The organism is Nocardia lijiangensis NBRC 108240 (assembly GCF_001613045.1).
Lineage (GTDB): Bacteria > Actinomycetota > Actinomycetes > Mycobacteriales > Mycobacteriaceae > Nocardia > Nocardia lijiangensis.
Genome location: NZ_BDBP01000027.1, coordinates 39,237 through 57,237 on the forward strand (window position 1 = coordinate 39,237; position 18,001 = coordinate 57,237).

An 18,001-nucleotide genomic window follows, 5' to 3' on the forward strand; every position below is an offset into this window, starting at 1 on the left:
GAAGCTGGCGGACACAGTTGCCCGGACCCAATCTGTGTGACTTGCCCCTGGGTCCGAGGCAAGCGTGCGAGGAACTCCAGCAGACCGCTTCCGAAGCCGCGAGTTCGGCCTTCGATGATCTCGCCGACATGCTTCTCGAGGCCTTCGGTCGGCTCCTTCGGATGGCGATGGCGTGGTGGACCGATCTTCCCGCTCCAGAGCTGACCGGGCCTGGGGGCGAATTGGGCCCGGCGCTGTCGGCGGTGCGCGGCTACACCAGTGGTCTGCAGGTGGTGTTGCTGACGACCGGCATCATGTTCGCCGCCGCCCGCTTGGCGTTGGCCAAGCGAGGCGGTCTCGCCGGCGAGGCTCAAGAAAGCTTCCTGATGCTGGCGCGGGCGGTATTCGCGTCGATGAGCTTCGCCGCGGTGGTCGCGGCCGGAACTCGAGCCGGGGATGCGTTCGCCAACTGGGTGATCTTCGATGCCAGCAGCGGAGACTGGGCAGGGGTGGTCAACCGGCTGACCGACTTCGACGCCGAAACCCGTTCGGGCCTCGGGACCGGCGTCCTGGTGGTGGTCGGCGTGCTCGGCTTGATCAGCACTCTGATTCAGCTGGTGATGCTGGTGATTCGGCAGGCGCTGTTGATCGTGGTTGTCGCGGTGATCCCGATGGCCGCTGCCGCATCCGGGACCGGTCCTGGGTCGCAGGCCTACAAGCGGTTGCTGGCGTGGTCACTGGCTTTCGTGCTGTGGAAGCCCGTGGGTGCGCTGGTGTACGCGGTCGCATTCGCGGTCATCGGGAACGAGGACCAACGCGATCCGCAGCTGGTGCTGCTGGGGCTGATCCTGCTGGTGATGAGCGTGGTCGTCCTGCCCGCTCTGATCCGGCTCGTCGCCCCCGCGGTCGCGACGCTGGGCGGAGGTGGCGGGGCGACGGCAGTGCTGGCCGGTGGGGCGGCCGGAGTCGCGATGGCTTCCCTCGGCGGACGCGGGGAAGGCCGCAAGGTCAGCGAGGGGGAGAACGCGCCGAGCGGATCATCAGCAACCGGTTCCGCACCGGGACCGACCGCCAGCGGTGGTGGTGGTGGTGGTGGACGTTCGATGTCAGGTGGCGGAGGTTCGCCAGGTTCGGGTCTCGGTACCGCCGGTGGTGCCCAGTCCGGCACGAGCGGGCCGGGTGGCGGAGGCGGTGTGCGGCCTAGCGGCGGAGGGGCGGGGAAGTCTGCGGGCGCCAAGGCTGCTGGCGCTGGTGTTGGCGGTGGTGGCGCTGGCGCGGGTGCTGCTGCCGGTGCAGGCGCGGCCGGTGCGGTGGTGATGGGTGCGCAGATGGGCGCCAATGCGGCTCAGCACGGGGTCGCGGCTGTCGACAGCCAGGTGCGCGACGCGAGCGAAGCCGGATGGGATCCCGATGCCCTCGGCCCGGGTGAGGTACGGCGATGACCGCGCGCATGTACGGCCGCTGGGAACGGCCCCGCTCCGCTGGCTTTTACGGGCTGACGTGGGGTGTGTCGATGCTGGGGCTCGGACTGATCGTCATGGTGATGGTCGGGTTTATGCTCACCCGATCCCTGACCGTCGCGGGTGGGATGATCGCGGTCGCGGCGGTGATGTTCACGCCATTAGCGATCACCCGAAACGGTCGCACCGGCTGGGAAATCCTGTTGCTGCGGGTGCAGTTCGCCGCCGCTCAAGCCCGCGGGGAGCACCTCTACCGCGCGGGCCGGTTTTCCAGAATCCCCGGTATCGCGAAACTTCCTGGGCTGCTGGCTGATTCGCGGCTCAGTGAGTACGAGACCGCCGGTGGAAAGCGGTTCGCGATGCTCCACATCCGCCGCAGCGACCACTACACAGTGGTGCTGCGGGTGATCCCGCGCGGCAAGGAACTCGTCGACCAGGCCCAGATCGACGCGTGGGTCGAAGGATACGGGCAGTTCCTGGCCACCCAGAGTCGCGGCGGGGAAGTCGTGGCGGTGACCGCGGTGCTGGAGAACGCCGTCGAAACCCGACTCAAGCAAGCTCGTGAGGTCGCCCGCCTGGTCCGCCCGGACGCCCCCGCATTCGCTCAGACGGTGATGCGGGAAGCCGCCGCCGCCATCGGCGGGGTCGGGGTTCGCATCGAAGCGCGCATCGCGATCACCTACCGCGCCATCGGCAAAGGCAGGATCCGCCGCGACGAAGCCGAGCAGGCCCGCGAGATCGGCCAACGCCTGCAAGGGGTCCTGTCCCAGCTTGCCCGCGCCGGGCTTCCGGCGACCCCGTTGCAGGCGTGGGAAGTGCTGGGGTTGGTGCGCAGCCGCTACGACCTGGCCTCTCAACGCGATGCCGAATCCGCGGGCGCGGACATCACGTCGAGTCAGTCGTGGGATTCGGTCGGTCCACTCGCCCATCAGGATCGGTGGGATCACTACGTGCACGACGGCGCGCGGTCGATCACCTGGGAGATGGACGCGGCCCCGCGTGGGGCGGTGATGGAGACCGTGCTCGAGGAGCTGTTGCGCCCCCGTGCGGACGTGCCGCGCAAGCGGGTCGCGATCGTCTACCGGCTGCACTCGGCCGCCGAGGCCACCAGCCTCGTGGACTCCGACTTCCGCGACGCGATCGCCGCGGAGCAAACCGAACGCGGAATCTCTACCGCCTCCGCACGTATCCGGGTCGGCAACACCCAAGCCGCTCGCGAAGAGCAAGCCCGCGGCGCCGGGCTGACGCGGTTCGGGGTGCTGGTGACGGTGACCGATCACCTCGACGCCGACCTGCCCGGGATCGAAGCCTCGGTCAAGGGGATGGCGGCGGCCTCACGGTTGGGGGTGCGGCGCTGCTACGGCAGCCAAGCTGCCGCCTTCGCCGCCTCGCTCGGGATCGGGTTGGTCCTGCCCGAGCACATCTCGATCTCGAAGCGGGTGTCGGCATGAAAGCCCGCCGCGCCAATGCTTCTCGTCCTGCCCGTATCGAGATCGTCGCGGGCGTGCGTGTGCTCACCTCCCAGGCGCGTGCCGCGGTCGAGGCCGCCGCCGCCCGGCCTGGTCTGCGTGGTTGGCGGGCGCGGCTGGCGATATCGAGCGATGATCATCGACGTGCCACCGCCGCTCGCCGTGCGGAAGATATCGGTGGCGATGGCTTCGACCGATCGCTGACCACTCTGACCGATCGCGGATATCGCGGGCTGGGAGGCGGTCGCGCCGCGGTCGTCGCGGCCACCCCGGAATGGCGGGCCACCACCGTCCAAGTCGCTGGGTTGTGGCCGTTCAGTGTCGGCGCGAGTGCTCCCACGGTCGGCACCCCGGTGGGTGCGCACTACATCACCGGCGCCCCAGTGCATTTCGACCCCATGTCCTGGTTCCTGCGCGGCTATATCACCGCCCCGATCGCGTTTGTGTTGGCGCTCAACGGTTTCGGCAAATCGAGCCTGATTCGTCGGATGGTGACCGGTGCGGTCGCGGCGGGAGAGACGGTGCTGTGCATGGGCGACACCAAACCCGACTACCGCGACCTGGTGGAGCGTCTCGGTGGTCAGGTCGTCGATGTCGGGTATGGGCACGGCACCCTGAACCCGCTTGATGTCGGCGCGTTGGGCGCGGTCGTGTCACGGCTCACCGACCCCGATCAACGCCGCCAGGTCACCGCACGGGTCGAAGCCGGGCAGGTCAACATCGTCGCCGGACTCATCGAACTGGTGCGCGGGTCGGCGGTCGCGGACTACGAAGAAGTCCTGATCGCCGCCGGATTGCGCAAACTCTACAGCCCCACAAGTGGTTTCAGCTACGAGCGCCCGCCGCTGCTGTCAGACCTGCTCGAGGTCATCTCCGGCGGGGCCGAGCAACTGCGCCGGTTCGCCGAGGAAGACGATAGCTCCGCCTACCGGGCCAGCACGAAAACCCTGCGCCGCTCGCTGCGTGCGCTGGTGGAGGGCCCGTTCGGGGCGATCTTCAATGCCCCCAGCGCCACCCGGCTCGATCTGGCCAGCCCAGCGGTGTGCATCGACGTCTCCCGCATTCCCGAGGGCGACACGAAACTGCTGGCCGCGGTGCTGATGGTCTGCTGGAGCGAAGGGTTCGGCGCCGTGGCGGCAGCGCATGCTCTGGCCGATGCGGGTCTGGCCCCGCCGCGCACGTTCGAAGTCGTCATGGACGAGATCTGGCGCGTCCTCGGGGTCGGCGAATTCATGGTCGACCGGGTCGACGCCCTGACCCGTCTCAACCGTGGCCTGGGCACCGGGTTGATCATGTGCTCGCACACGATCAAAGATCTCGCCGCCTTCGACTCCGCTGCCGCACAGGCCAAAGCGCTGGGGTTCTTCGAGAGGTCGCGTGCGAAGTTGATCGGCCCGGTGGGCCCGGAGGAGATCAACCGCATCCGTAACGCGGTCGGTATCACCGACACCGAGAAACTGCTGGTTACTTCTTGGGCGGCTCCACGCCCACCTTCCGATGACGACCTGGACCCATCACGGCGGGAAACCCCGCCTGGCACAGGCTGCTTCCTGCTCAAAACTGGCGAAGCCGCAGAGCCCGGCATCCCCTTCCGGATGGTGTTCACTCCGAGCGAGCGCGAGACGGATGTGCACAACACCAACCGTCGCTTCGACCACCTGCCCGCCGTCGGTGAGGCGAGCAGGTGATGGCTGGTGGATACCTCCTCGCGCGCGGTGATCGCCACCGCGCTGGGCCTACCGGCGGTACTGCTGCTGTTGTTGCTGATCGTCGTCGGCGCCGAGCCCACGCTCACCTGCACGACACCGCTGGCTTCCGGTGGTGCGGCGGGGGTGAGTGGCCCGACAGGGCAGACGGTGGCCGGTTTGTCGGAGCGGCAGTTGCAGCTGGCCCGCAACGGGGTCGCGATCGGCAAGCAGCGGGGGATGCCGGAGTCGGTGATCATCGCCGAGTTGGCCGCCCAAGCGACCGAGTCCAGCTTCCGGAACTTGGCCAATCCGGCGGTACCGGAGTCGTTGAACTATGCCAACGACGGGCTCGGCTACGACAACGACTCGGTTGGCCCGCACCAGATGCGCGCCGCCGTGTGGGGGGCGGTCGGCATCGCGGCCCTGATGGATCCGGTCTATCAGATCAACTGGTTCTACGACCAAGCCGAACAGTTAGGTGCCGCTGCGGGGGTGATGTCCCCGGCCGAGCTGGCTCAGGAGATCGAGCGGTCGGCTCCCAACGCCTATGCGGGGCAGTTGGATTTGGCGCGTCGGCTGTATGCGTTGTTCGCCGACATCGACCCTGCTTCGATGCCCCGCACACCGGGCGGTGCGCCGGCGGCGGGTTGCGGGCCGAACGGATCCGGCACACCGCTACCGGGCGAGGTGAGCGAGTTCGGGCGCGCGGTGATCGAGCACGCCGCCCGCTGGATGGGCACCCCCTACGTCTGGGGCGGCGGCGATGTGAACGGTCCGACCGGCGGCGGATTCGACTGCAGCGGATTGACCCTCTACGCGGTCTACCACGCCTCGGGTGGCCGAATCCGGTTGCCACACTACACCCAAGCCCAGCAAGACCACTCCACCGCCCAGATCGTCCCGTTCGCCGAGCGGGCGCCGGGGGACCTGATCTTCTTCACCGCTCCCGGCGACGTCGATTCCCATCATGTCGGCATCTACTACGGCCGCGACGACCAGGGCCGCGACTTGCTGCTGCATGCCCCGCAGTCCGGGCAAACCGTGACGCTCACCCCGCTGTCGGCGTGGGACGGCGAGCACATCGACGTGCGCCGCTATTCGGTCCCCGCCACGTCGAGTCCCGACACCAGCCTCCCAGGAGGTCGCACATGAATACCCACCCCCGATCATCGGTCACCGGTGGCCAGATCACCCCGGAAATGGTCGTGCGCGTGCGCTCCGCCGAACTGCGAAAGTTCACCCGGAAACGGCAATTCGATCAGGTCGCGGTCCAACACGGCTTCAGCGACTCGCGCAGCTTCGAGCGGTTCGTGACCGCGTTACACGATGTCGCCGGGATCGACTACGAAGGGTTGCGTCAAGTCGAGGCGGCACGGCGTAGCGTGCACCGACGACTGGTGGCCATGGCGCGGCGGGGTCCGCGATTGATGTTGTGGTCAGCGGCCACCATGGAAGCCTTCACCGTCTGCCGAGCCGACGGGCGAGTCATCTGGCACGACCGCTTTCCGCGCGAGTTCCCGGTTGCTACCGGCGTTGCGGCTGCGGAAACCTCGGCACGGCAGGCGATTTGGCTGGCAGGCCAAGCCCGCGTCCAGTGGGGCGCTGAAGCGGCGACACTGCACCTGATCTTGGCTCGTAGCCGTGGCGTCGAGCTGATCACGCTGCATCACGCGGCCGTCACCGCGGCGCTGGTGCTGGATGTGGTCACCGAGCCGGTACACAATCCCGCCGCCGAACAATGCACCCGCCCCGATCCCATCGACTGGCACCGCACCGACCTGGGCACGCTGATCCATCCACCCCGGGAATCGGCATGAATACCACCGCCTCCGTCCTCGTCGTGGCCGTCACGCTGGGCCTGGCCGCGTGCTCGTCCACCCCTGTCGACACCACGCTGGCCACCCCCGCCCCGTGCCGCGCCGATCGGTTCGCCTCGCCCTTTCACGAACTGGATCCGTGCCAGGCCGAGGCGGTCCTGACCGCGGCGGTGAGCACGATTTTCGGTTACCGCCCGCGCGAGCACGCCGACCCGCGCGCTGCGTTCCGCGCTGCCTCTGCGCTGATGGACCCCCGATTCGCCGAGCGTGCCGAACCGGCCGCGTTGGTGTGGTCGCCGATCACCGCCGAGCAATTCCAGCGCTGGCAGCACGAGGGCGTCGAGCTCGCCACGACGGTGCGGATCACTGCTGATGATCATCCGGCCGCCACCGCCACCGCCACCGCCGCCAGTCGAGTTCTCGCCGTCACCGTCCAACCAGAAGACCAGCCGGGCATCGAATTCGCTGTCTACGCCCACGCCAGCCGCGCCAGCGACGCATCGGCGTGGCTGCTGACGGGGATGGAGGTGGCGGCGTGAGCGGGGATCCGGTCGAGGAAAGCAGCCAAGTCATGCGACAGGGCTTCGTCCAAGCGTTGCAGACCGCGCACACCACCGCCGCGCTGATGCGCGGACGCGGAGGCGAGGCACGCACCAAAGCCGAACACCACCAACGCATGAACCACGCCACCGCCAAGGAACAACGCTCGATCACCGAACACCAGATCCGGGTAATCGATTCGATCGAATCCGCCCGCCAGACGCAGGATTTGAATTCCGCCAGGGTTCAGGAAGTCCGCGCCCGTATCTGGCGCGGTGGGCAGCTGCACGAGCTGGACACACGGCACAAGATCCGTCAGAACGCGAGGGCTGATGCCGACCTGGCCCGCCGCAACGCTGCCGGGAAGTTGGAGCGCGAGCAGAAGACCGCGATCCACCAGCATCAAGTCGACGGCTACGTCAGCAGGGAAGCTCGCGCGGTCGAGGTGCACGACCTGGAGGTGGAGTACAAGAAGCTGCTCATCGATATCCAGCGTCGCGCGGCCGGTTTCAGCGATTCGCTCACCGATCTCGGTGACTCAGGGACGGCGATGGCTTCGGCGGCGGCGTTCGCCAACGCCGAGAGTGCAGAGGGTCTCTCGGATCAGCATCAGCAGGCCGCGGCCGCTTACCGGGCGCGGCTTGCCGAGGACGCCGGTCTCGATGTCGATGACTTCGAGGCTCTGGCCGACCTCGCGGCCGCGTGGGAGCAGGCGGGACCGTGGATGGGGGCCCTCGATGATGTTGCCGGGCTGATCGAACAGCTGGGCTTCGCAACGCAGCTCGAGCACGAAACCGGCGACGTCGTAGTCGAAGCCGAGGTCGTCGACACCGGGGCCCTCGATGGCTCGCTCACCGAGGCAGCCGTCGAGGCCGCGGGGTTGACCGGTGTGGACTACGACGCGGTCATCGACGTGGACATCGAGAGCGATTCGGTCGAGATTCCGCTGGGGCCCGTGACAGACGTCGGGGTCGAGAGATGAACACACCAACAGTTTCGCTGCTGCTGGGTGTGGGCGGGTGCCGGTGATGGCGGCTCCGACTCCGTTGCAGGCGCATCTGCTCAAAGCGGTGCAGAACCTCGCCTATGACAATCAGCAGCTGCGGGAGCGGGCTCGCGCCGCCAGCGAGGCCGATCCGTCGCCGGAGGTGGTGCGCACTCTCGATATCGGTGAGCGCTCTGGTGAGCAGCTCGAAGGCGTCGCGCTCGGGATCGGGGTGCCCAAGGCGTGGATTGATTACGCCCGCGCGGCTGGGCAGCGCGGTGTTCTGTGGCAGCCGGGGCAGGTGATGCTCGGCTCGGGGTACGTGCCGCGCGAGACCGTGATCGCGGCGCTGGCCCGGGAGATCCACGGATTGCAGGACATGGCCGGAGTCGGCGCCGCCCACGTCGGTCGCGAGGAGGTCAGCGCCGACGCGGTCGCGGCATTCCGGCGGGTCATGGGAATGACCTGGCAACGCCTGGGTGCGGTTTCGCATGCACTGACGCTGAGCGAAGAGGAACGCCATCAGGTCTGGAGTCGCGGTTCTCAGCATTGGTCGACCGTGGTCGCCGCACGGGTGCGCGGCTACAGCGACCATGACCTGCTGACGCGCTGGAACACGGTGGCGGGCACGGACTTTTCCGTGGTGGCTGCGCCGGTGCTGGTGTTGCAGTGGGCCGGGATCACCCAGGAAGACATCACCGCCCAGATGCCAGCCTCGCCGGATCGCATGGTCGAGCTCGCCGCCACCGCGCTGACCGAACCCACGTCGAACGCCGCTCCGTTGGCCGTCGCCGCGCCCGGCCGCGACCACGACACCACGACCGCGATCACCGCCGCGATCGACGCGACGGGGGTGAACGCCTCAGGTGCGGGGCAACTCGATTCCGCCGACGACGCGGTCGAGCCCGCTGCCGATCAGCGTGAACTCGGCCCAGGGGCAGGGGCGGAGCTGCCATGAGTCGCGAAAGGCACTGCTGTGAAACGTTTTCCACCGAAAGGAACACCTGATGAATCAACCGCTATCGGAGTTGGAGCGACTGCCGAGCTGGAAAGTGCGGCTGCTCGAAGGCATCCAGAACCTCTCCGCCACCCACGCTCGAGTGCTGCTGCAAGGGCATCCGGAATATCAACCGCACTACGGTGAGGGCACCATCGCGATCCAAACCTGGCGGGCGCATCTGCGCGCGTTGGAAGCCGACCGCGGCGAGCTCGAAATCCACGCCACCGCCGTCGGAGTCCCCGCCACCGCGATCGCCGAGGCGCGGGCGGCCGGGCAGCGGGGACTGCAGTGGGAGGAGGTTTCCCGTGCCGCGCCCACGCTGCGGCACGGTGAGGACCCGGTGCGCGCGCAGCTGGTCGACGCAGTTGCCTCGGATGTGTGGCAGCTCGAGCACATGGCCGTGATCGCGGTGGAGCACCGGCTGCGTGGGTTCGACGGTCGAGTGGCACGCGATGGCGGGGCCGATGCGCAGTTCGATGCGAACATGGTCGCGTTGTGGGCACGCGCCAACACCACTGCCCATGTCATCGGCCTGACCACCGGGGAAGCCGCCGAGTTGTGGGAGCGCGACCCCGCGGGGTGGCAGCAGTTGGCGGTGGCCGTGCGTGGCTACGACGACGCCGAACTGCACGAGCGGTGGCGCACCTACGCCTGGCCCGGTATCGAACACCAAGCTCGCCGCGGCAGTGATCACCTCGTCTTCGCTCACCAAACCCAAGCCGAGCTCGACCTCGCGCCACCCACCCCGCATGTGTTGATCCACCATGCGACGCAAGCAATCGTCACCATCGATCCTGCGCTGTCGGGCACCACCAGGGGGATCGGTGCGGCGGTCGAGGCCGCACTCCCCGATGACACGGGCCGGGATTGGGTCAGCGAAACCAGTACCGAAACCGAGCACCGGGCAACCGATTCCGGTCCAGCGCGCGGCTACGAGCTCTGAGCACCGCGATGAGCAGCCCCGATTCCTCACCGGCGGACACCGTGGCCGGCTGGCACGCCCAGCTGCTGCTGCAAATCCGCATGCTCGAGGCCGAACACACCCGCGTGCGCGACGTCGGCTACGAAACCTCCGACGACCCCGACCTCAACGACGAGCGACGCAGCGCCTACCTGGCGCACCTGGACACCCTGGAAGCCGCCCGCGAGCACGCCGAGCAGACCGCGCTGTCGGCGGGGGTCGAGCCCACCTGGATCGAAGACATCCGCGAACTCGGCATCCGCGACGTCCACCCACCCGTGCGAGCCGCGGCGCGCCGGGCACCCGCGCGCGAGAACGCCGCCCAAGAAATGTATGTCGACATGCTCGGGCTGGACTTGTGGCACCTCGAGCGCATGGCCTCCCTGGTGACCGCGCGCGCGGACCGCATCGATACCGGCCGGTGGAGCTTCGGCACCAACCCGATCGCCGAACAACGCTTCGCCCACAACATGGCGCTGCGTCACCAGCGTGTCACCGCCCTGGCCCACGCCGCCGACCTCACCGCCGTCGAGGCCGAAGCCCTCTGGGGCACCAGCGCGGAAGGCGCGCGCCGTGGGCATGCGGTGTTCGTCGAAACCTACGACGAGCTGAAGTTGGCCGCCGAATGGACCTCCTACGCCACCGCCAGCCCGGAACTGGCGATCCCGCCCTACCTGCCCGAGGTCGCTACCGCCACCCCGGGCGTTGGCGTCACGCCACCGACACCGCAGCAGATGATCAACGCCGCAGGCGCCTCGCTGCACGCACACCTCGTCGACGCCGCCGTCCGGGATCCCGGCGAATTCGACCCCGTCGAAGGCACCGCAATCACCACCGCCATCGACGCCGCACTACCCGAGGGCGGCGAAGCCGCGCTACCCGACGGCGCCGCCTGGGCCGATGAACCCGACCACGTGATCGAGCCGCACGAGCCCCAGCCCGCCACCGAGCTCGACACCGAGATATGACCACCCGAAGGAGGGCTCGCTGTGGACAGGTGAACTGAAACGACCACCATTGCAACGCTTTTCGTCGGCGTCCGGTTACGGGCCAAAGCAGCCGTGACGTCGAACCGTTTCGCCGGGACATCCACCGCAGGACCGCCGCCACAGCGCGGACCGCGGACTACGTCTTCTCCTCCTCCGGAGGTCGTCGATGTCCACCACCACTGCACCACCACCTCATCCACGCGCATCGGTGAGCGCTGAGCCCGGGATTCGGGCATGAGCTGGCCCGATCCGCCGCGCGGACCCACCGACCCCGCCTACTACCGCGACGCCGCCACCAGTCTCGAAGCCGAGGTCCGCGCCGATTTCGCGCTCCACTACCAGCTGCGGGAGATCGCCCCGTACGGCGAAACCCCCGAACAGGTACAAGAACTCACCGCCCGCGCCGACGAGCTGGCCGCCACGCGGGGCCGGAGTGAATCGGTCGAGGCTCGCACACTGTGGGGGCAGCTGCAGGCCGCGGTCGCCGGATATGAAGCCCGCCCCGAGACCACCCGTCAACTCTTCGCCCGCCTCGACCAAGCGAAAGCAGCCGGTGATCTCCCGGTCGACGAGCTGGCGTGGCGCAACCTGCGCCAGGCCGCCGAAGTCACCGGCCACCTGGAAGCCACGGTCACCGGCTCGGACCAGGACGGCGCTCGCTGGCAACCAGCGCAACGCTCCCGTGACCGCGAGGCACACCGCGCGACCGCGTTCGATCGGGCTCTCGGTGGGCGGGGACCCGAGTTGACCACCCTGGCCGAGGTCGACGCGGTCATCGCCGAAACCGATCGGCTGCTGGCGGCCGAAGAAGAACTCGGCGACCTCGACCGCGGCGAGCACGAGCACGCCTCGTTGCTGCCCGAGCGGCTGCGCTCGGCGCCGGTCGCTGACACCTACGCCGGCGAACCCGGTCGCGAGCCCGCGCAGATCGCCGCGCTGCGCGAGGTGCAGGACTTCACCGCCGAGCACGCACGGCTGGTCGAGGCATGGGAGGGCTCACCAGAACACGATCAAGCCCAGATCGCGCGCCTGGAATCCCTGCTCGCCGCCGCGCGCACCGCGCGAATGAACGCCGCTGACGCCGGGGTGGCGCTGGCAGATATCGAAGCGGTCTACCTCGCCGGGCGTGAGGGCACCTACTGGCACCAACAACCCGGCGACCCCCAGCTGACCAACCGTGACCGGCAACCCAGCGAACCAGACCCCCTCCCAGAAGGCGCGGCGATCGAGGCCGCCATCGAGGCCGCGATACCCGACGGCGAGGTCGCCGACTGGAGCACCACAGAACACGCCGAAGACGCCGCCGTGGTGGAGCACCGCGACCTCGGCGTCGATCTCGCCTCGTGAAAACCATCCCACCCCAAAGCAACCCACAACCAAGGAGTTCTGTTCATGATCTCGACCCGGGAAACGCGCCGCCGCACCAAACGCGGGATCGGTGAGGAAACCGCCCTGCTGTTGCTGGCGTTGGCGGTGATCGTCGTGGCGCTGATGGCGTGGGCGGCATTGTGCGTGGGTCGCTGGTGGGCGGGACAACCTGTCATCGCCCACCCATCCCGCGCGCTGCTGGCGGTGATCTCCGGCCAACATCGTTGGCCTTGGCAGTCGAGCGTGCTGCTGGTCGCGTTCCTTGCCGCCGGTCTCGCTGCGGCGGTCGCAGGGTGGCGGGCGCTGTCGGCCGGTAGCGAAATCGACGCCGCCGCGCGCACCATGCAACGGCCCGGCCAGATCCGGCTCGCGCGAGCACGCGACAACGCCGCCGCCAATCGGCGGCTGCTGCGCGACGCCAGCCCCGCCATCCAAGCGATGAAAGGCCCACCGCTGGGAAGAACCGTGATCGGCGGGGTCGAGCTGTACGTACCCACCGAGCTCGGTGTCACGATCGCCGCGGGCACCCGCACCGGCAAAACCATGGCCTGGGCCATCCCTGCGGTGATGGCCGCGTGGGGGCCGTGCCTGGCTACCAGCATTCGACCAGACCTCTACCGGCACACCGTTTATGGGCGTGAACAGGCCGGCCGGGTCTGGCTGTGCGACCTGCAAGCGGTCACCGGAAAGGTCGAGTGTGGGTTCTGGGTGGACTTGCTCGCCCAGGTCACCAATTTGCCTGCTGCCCGCAAGCTGGCTGGGTTCTTCGTCTCCGCGGCCTCTGGCAGCGCTACCCAGGCCGCGAACGCCAAGGTGGACAGCTATTTCGACGGCGGCGCCCAGGAGTTGTTGGCGCTGTATATGTATGCCGCTGCCTGCGCGGAAGGTGATCTGCTGCACGTGGCCGAATGGCTCGGCCGCGACCAGGATCAGACTCCGGCGCTGATCCTGCGCAGCTACGGCCACCCCCGGCCCGCTGAACGCATCCTGGAATCCCAGGCCCTCTATGCGCGTCAACGTGACGGTCTCTACGACATGGCGCGCCGCTACCTCAACGTGTTGACCGATGAGGGCTACGCCCTGATGGTCACCCCACCCCGGCGGAAGAAACTGCAGGTACAGGAGAAACCTGACAAGGACGCGCGAGGCAAAACCCGCCTCGTCGTGGTCAAAACCGAACAGGACCCGACCCACAGCCTGCCGCAGTTCTTTCCGCTGAATTTCGTCACCTCCACCGACACGCTCTACGCACTGTCGAAAGCTGGGCCCGACAGTGCGGCACCACTGACCTCTGCACTGGTCGGGCAGATCCTCGAAGCAGCGCTCGATACCGCCCGGGCCCGCCCCGATGGCCGTTTGAAGGTGCCATTGCTGGGGGTGCTCGACGAGGCCGCCAACTGCGCCCGCATCGCCGATTTGCCGTTGTACTACACCTACGCCGGAGGGTCGGGAGTCATCCTGATGGCAATCCTCCAGGTCCTCGAACAAGGCGAAGACCTCTGGGGCGCAAACGGTCTCAAGACCATGCGGGCGCAGTCGATCGAGGTCTACGGCGGCGGGATCGCCGCCACCGACTACCTCGAACACTGGTCGGCGATGACCGGCCCCCACGATGTGTCCGACCGGTCCCGCAGCCACGGCGCCCAAGGCATCCAACGCAGCCTGTCGTGGCGCTCGGAGCCGATCCTGGACGTCGCCCTGCTCGGCGCGCTCCCGAAAGACCGTGCCCTGGTACGGCTGCCGAACCACGCGCCGGTGGTGGTGCGCAAGATCTGGTGGCAAGACACCGAATACGCGCCCCTGATCTATAAGTCGTTGGCCCGCTTCGACAAAGCCGCGCAACCGATCCCACTCCCGCAGGCCAACACCGGACCCGCGGCGGGGGAGCAGCAGCCATGACCACCCCCAACGCAGCCTCCGCGGCGGGCGCGAAGAAGCCGAAACCACCGGAGTATTCGGATTTCACCGAGTTCGTCGAGCGATGGCTGTTGCCGTTCATCAACGTGCGCCTTGCCTCGGCGAATCGCGAGAACACCTACACCTGGTGTGCCCAGTGGTGGGCCCACCGTGGGGTCGCGGTGCGTGTGGCTCACCTGCACAGCGCTTTCGAAGCCCAACGCCGAGCCCGAACCGGCAACGCGCTGAGCAGCTACCTGCTCTCCCACGTCGACGCCCACTTCAAGGTCATCCTCGACGCGGCAAACGGACCTCTGTACCGCTGCACCCGCACCACCCATGTGTCAACGCCGTCACTGCCGTTCGACCCCGCACCACGGCCCCAGCTCAAACCGGCGAAACCGGTGACCCCCACCGACGACGGCGAAACGCAGGACAAGAAGCCGCCGCCACGGTTCGCACACTACAGCCAGTTCGTCCAAGGCTGGCTGCTGCCAGTCACTTCCGTGCGGATCGCGGCCAACAACCGTGAAGGCCAATACACCTGGTGTCGACAGTGGTGGAGCCACCACGCGGTCGCCGTGCGCTTCGCCGGGCTGCATGCGGTGTTCGAAGCCGCCCTGCGCGCTGAGGACAAGTCGGCGATGAGCACGTTGTTCACCCGTCACATCGACCCGCACATGCGCTACATCCTGGACGCGGCGAACGGGCCGCTACACCGCTGCACCCCCGACCAGCACATCACCACACCCGGTCTGTCCGCGGCACCGATTCCCGAGAACTGGTTCGGCACGCCAGGAGCGAAGACACCGATCGATCGCCTCGGGTTCGGACCCGACTTCCGCGCATTCGGGAATTCGACACACGGGGCCGGGTCGTGAGGGCGCCGACGCGGGCGCAGGTCAAGGTGCTCAAGAGTTTGCAGAACCAGTCGGTGACGGTCAGCGGCATGCTCGCCACCGCCACCGAACACCAGCAGCGGACCGGCCAACCACCCTCACGGGCCTGGTATGCCGACTATCACGACCATGCGGTGGCCCGGGAGGCGTTGACCGAGGCCGCTCTCGCCGGTGGGGTACCACGGGCGTGGATCGACCACGTGCGCGAACGCGGCGCCCGCGGTATCAGCTGGCGCGCCGATCTGTACCTGCGCGCACCGGAACCAGTCGACTGGGACCGGGTACTGGGCGGGCTGGACAACGATGTACTGAGGCTGCGCGAATGGACCGCCCTCGATGCCGCCCACCCCCAGCCCGGCCACACCCACCCCACGGGGCTCGACCACAACCTGCACGCGCTGCACACCAGGATCACCGGCGTGGCCAACCTGCTCGGCCTCACCACCGAGCAAGGCCAGCAGTTGTGGGGCAGCGACCAGGAGTGGGTGCAGGCATCGGTGGCGATGCTCGACGGCGTTCCCGCCGAAGCCGTCGCGCAGCGCTGGCAGCAGGCCGCGCGGACCGTTACCAGCGGCTATACGCTACAAGCCCGTACGCTCGCCGAGGCCGGAATACCGACCGACACCGCGGCAGCGCTGCCACAACTCGATGATCTGACGCCCCGAATCGCTGCGACAGTGAAGCCGCCGCAGCCGTTGTTCCGGTCAGCGCTCAGCGTTGACGAGGAAATCGAGGCTGCGGTCGACGCCGCAAACCTCACCTACGATCCTGACTTGGACGTCGAAAACGCCGCAGCGATACCGATATTCAGTGATCCAGAAGGCGCCGATCCCTGGACCGAGGTCACTGTCATGTCCTCGGCGGACGGGCTCGAGCGATGAGCGGCCCGAACACCGATGTGCGGGTCGCTGATCTCCCGCCCGAGCACGCCATACTGCTGGGCGAGGTCTACCGTTTCGCCGCCGAAGGTGCGCGTCTGCGACACGCCATGCAGACCACGCGTCTGACCGCCGCCGATAGTGTGCAGCTGCTCGAGCGGCTCGGTGAGGTGGATCGGGATCGGGAATTGACCGAGATCCAGGCCCGCGGCGAGGGCGTCCCGGGCAGTTGGGTCGATCAGGCACGACAGGCCGGGCAGTCCGGGCGGGAATGGCGCCGCGAGCAGCTGCTGCGCGCACCGACACGCACACAGGCCGGTCGACGGACGGTCAAACGGGTTGTCGCAGACACCCGCCAGCTCACCGACATGGCCGCGATCACTGCCGCCCGGGAACGCCTTCTCACCTCCAGTGGCGTCACCAATGATCCGGAACCCGCTGCCGCCCAACAGCTCCGACGAAACATGGACGCCTTGTGGACCCGCGCTACACGCACCGCGGCAGCAATCGGGATGAGCGAGAAGGAGCGGGCTCGCGCGTTCACCGTCACCGACGAGCAGTTGCGGCAACAGATCGCCCACTACCTGGACTACCCGCTCGATGAGCTCAATGCGCTGTGGCACAGGCACACGACCCCGGACATCGCCGCCAGCGTTCGACGCTCTCTGTCGAGCCTGCGCCGCAGTCCCAGCCCGAACGCAGCACCAATCCCAGACCTCGACCAAGAGCTGCCCAAACCGGCACAGCTGAGAGAACGCGCCCGCACGGCCCTGGGCGAAGCGGTGGCCGATCAGCCGAGTTCTGCCACCGCTATCGAGGAAGCGATCGCCGCAGCGATGCCCGACCGCGACGACCTCGAGCTGAACACCGCGGCGAGCGTCGATGAGGCCGAACCCGTTACCAGCGAGGCGTTTCCCGACGCCGGACCCGACCCCTAACCCCGGCGGCGGATCCGTCGTACGCCGCCTCCACACCGCCTCAGCCGATCCGACCCCCACTGGGCGTGGACACCGACTCGCCTTCCGACATGACCAGACCACCTCAACGCCGCGACCCGCGCCGCCCGCCACCTCTAGGCCGCCATCGACGGTCGCGACCACGCCTCATCCATCTCGCACGAACAGGAGCACCCGCTATGACCCTCAGCCTTGGCCGCAGCACGCGGCCCGCCACCGTGCACCGCCACCAGCTCGGCGACCACAGGATCACCTACCTGCCCGACGGTGTCGCCCTGCTCGAACCCGCAGCGTGGCTGCCTGATTCGGACGAGCAGGTGTGGGCCCAGCACGCGAACCTGATCAACCCCGACGGGTTCCTCGTCGCCAGCGTCGGCGCACTGCTCGTCGAGCACGGCGAGCGCGCGATGCTCATCGACGCCGGCTTCGGCCCCCTCGCGGTCCCCACCAACGTCGGGCTGCTGCGCGGTGGACAGTTGCTCGACAGCCTCGCCGCCGTCGGCAAAACCCCCGCCGACATCGATCTCATCGCCGTCACCCACCTGCACATGGACCACATCGGCTGGCTTTGGGCCCACCCGCCCGGGCACACGCGCCCCCCGTTCGCTGACACCCCGGTCGTGGTCGGGCGCACCGAATGGGAACACCCCGAACTCGCCGCAGCCGACGGCACACCCGGCGAGGTCCTCGACATCTTCGCCCACCAAGTGCGCACCATCGGTTCCGGCGAGGAGATCTTTCCCAGCGTCACCACGATGGCCACCCCCGGCCACAGCCTCGGCCACACCAGCTACCTCATCGAATCCGTTGGGCAGCGGCTGATCGCTTTCGGCGACGCGCTGACCACCCCCGTCCAGATCACCCACCCGCATCTGACCACGGTCACCGACGATGAGCCCGCCCTCGCCCGCGCGACCGCAATGCGCCTGATCAACGAACTGTCCCGCTCCGACACGGTCGGCTTCGGTGTCCATTTCGCCGACATCCAACTCGGCCGCGTCACCACCCACGCTGGCGGACAGTGCGCGTGGCAGCCCGAATAGCGCTGTGGCCCAAGCAAGTTCGGTGTCCCTGCCGCTGGACCCGTCGCCAGTGGCTTCCCTCTCACGCACAGGA

General features: G+C 68.3%; 16 protein-coding genes. All 16 read left to right on the forward strand.

Annotation, left to right across the window (positions count from 1 at the left end; all coding sequences use genetic code 11):
- Nucleotides 1–41: 41 nt before the first annotated feature.
- The 16 genes from NL1_RS10730 to NL1_RS10805 all read left to right on the forward strand — a co-directional run bounded on the left by NL1_RS10730 (nucleotide 42) and on the right by NL1_RS10805 (nucleotide 17,928).
- The gene (locus NL1_RS10730) at nucleotides 42–1,421 is read left to right on the forward strand and encodes a hypothetical protein (RefSeq protein WP_156094790.1); all 1,380 of its coding nucleotides are present in this window, start codon (nucleotides 42–44) and stop codon (nucleotides 1,419–1,421) included.
- Nucleotides 1,418–2,890, forward strand: coding sequence for an SCO6880 family protein (locus NL1_RS10735; protein ID WP_067837274.1), 1,473 nt, complete (start codon nucleotides 1,418–1,420; stop codon nucleotides 2,888–2,890). Before NL1_RS10730 ends, NL1_RS10735 begins: the two co-directional genes overlap by 4 nt.
- Complete coding sequence (locus NL1_RS10740; protein WP_067837277.1) at nucleotides 2,887–4,596, forward strand: putative type IV secretion/conjugal transfer ATPase; 1,710 nt, start codon at nucleotides 2,887–2,889, stop codon at nucleotides 4,594–4,596. The genes NL1_RS10735 and NL1_RS10740 overlap by 4 nt, the downstream gene beginning before the upstream one ends.
- A 6-nt stretch (nucleotides 4,597–4,602) precedes the next feature.
- Nucleotides 4,603–5,748 (forward strand): C40 family peptidase, encoded by a 1,146-nt coding sequence (locus NL1_RS10745; RefSeq protein ID WP_245673180.1) that lies wholly within the window; start codon nucleotides 4,603–4,605, stop codon nucleotides 5,746–5,748.
- A complete protein-coding gene (locus NL1_RS10750) occupies nucleotides 5,745–6,413 on the forward strand; it encodes a hypothetical protein (protein ID WP_156094791.1) in 669 nt (222 codons plus the stop codon). Before NL1_RS10745 ends, NL1_RS10750 begins: the two co-directional genes overlap by 4 nt.
- A complete protein-coding gene (locus NL1_RS10755; RefSeq protein WP_067837283.1) occupies nucleotides 6,410–6,952 on the forward strand; it encodes a hypothetical protein in 543 nt (180 codons plus the stop codon). Before NL1_RS10750 ends, NL1_RS10755 begins: the two co-directional genes overlap by 4 nt.
- Nucleotides 6,949–7,935, forward strand: a complete 987-nt coding sequence (locus NL1_RS10760; protein ID WP_067837287.1) for a hypothetical protein — start codon at nucleotides 6,949–6,951, stop codon at nucleotides 7,933–7,935. The genes NL1_RS10755 and NL1_RS10760 overlap by 4 nt, the downstream gene beginning before the upstream one ends.
- 46 nt (nucleotides 7,936–7,981) lie before the next feature.
- Nucleotides 7,982–8,896 carry a hypothetical protein gene (locus tag NL1_RS10765; RefSeq protein ID WP_067837290.1) on the forward strand — a complete coding sequence of 305 codons (915 nt, stop codon included), beginning with the start codon at nucleotides 7,982–7,984 and terminating at the stop codon, nucleotides 8,894–8,896.
- 49 nt (nucleotides 8,897–8,945) lie between these two features.
- The gene (locus NL1_RS10770) at nucleotides 8,946–9,881 is read left to right on the forward strand and encodes a hypothetical protein (RefSeq protein WP_067837293.1); all 936 of its coding nucleotides are present in this window, start codon (nucleotides 8,946–8,948) and stop codon (nucleotides 9,879–9,881) included.
- A gap of 8 nt (nucleotides 9,882–9,889) precedes the next feature.
- On the forward strand, nucleotides 9,890–10,867 hold the full coding sequence (locus tag NL1_RS10775) for a hypothetical protein (RefSeq protein WP_067837296.1): 978 nt from the start codon (nucleotides 9,890–9,892) through the stop codon (nucleotides 10,865–10,867).
- A gap of 255 nt (nucleotides 10,868–11,122) precedes the next feature.
- The gene (locus NL1_RS10780; RefSeq protein ID WP_067837298.1) at nucleotides 11,123–12,235 is read left to right on the forward strand and encodes a hypothetical protein; all 1,113 of its coding nucleotides are present in this window, start codon (nucleotides 11,123–11,125) and stop codon (nucleotides 12,233–12,235) included.
- Nucleotides 12,236–12,280: 45 nt separating this feature from the next.
- On the forward strand, nucleotides 12,281–14,155 hold the full coding sequence (locus NL1_RS10785; protein ID WP_067837300.1) for a type IV secretory system conjugative DNA transfer family protein: 1,875 nt from the start codon (nucleotides 12,281–12,283) through the stop codon (nucleotides 14,153–14,155).
- Nucleotides 14,152–15,033 (forward strand): DUF4913 domain-containing protein, encoded by an 882-nt coding sequence (locus NL1_RS10790; RefSeq protein WP_067837303.1) that lies wholly within the window; start codon nucleotides 14,152–14,154, stop codon nucleotides 15,031–15,033. The genes NL1_RS10785 and NL1_RS10790 overlap by 4 nt, the downstream gene beginning before the upstream one ends.
- Nucleotides 15,030–15,932 carry a hypothetical protein gene (locus NL1_RS10795; RefSeq protein ID WP_067837306.1) on the forward strand — a complete coding sequence of 301 codons (903 nt, stop codon included), beginning with the start codon at nucleotides 15,030–15,032 and terminating at the stop codon, nucleotides 15,930–15,932. The genes NL1_RS10790 and NL1_RS10795 overlap by 4 nt, the downstream gene beginning before the upstream one ends.
- Nucleotides 15,929–16,867 carry a hypothetical protein gene (locus NL1_RS10800; protein ID WP_067837308.1) on the forward strand — a complete coding sequence of 313 codons (939 nt, stop codon included), beginning with the start codon at nucleotides 15,929–15,931 and terminating at the stop codon, nucleotides 16,865–16,867. The genes NL1_RS10795 and NL1_RS10800 overlap by 4 nt, the downstream gene beginning before the upstream one ends.
- A gap of 197 nt (nucleotides 16,868–17,064) precedes the next feature.
- Nucleotides 17,065–17,928, forward strand: coding sequence for an MBL fold metallo-hydrolase (locus NL1_RS10805; RefSeq protein ID WP_067837311.1), 864 nt, complete (start codon nucleotides 17,065–17,067; stop codon nucleotides 17,926–17,928).
- The last annotated feature ends 73 nt before the right edge of the window (nucleotides 17,929–18,001 follow it).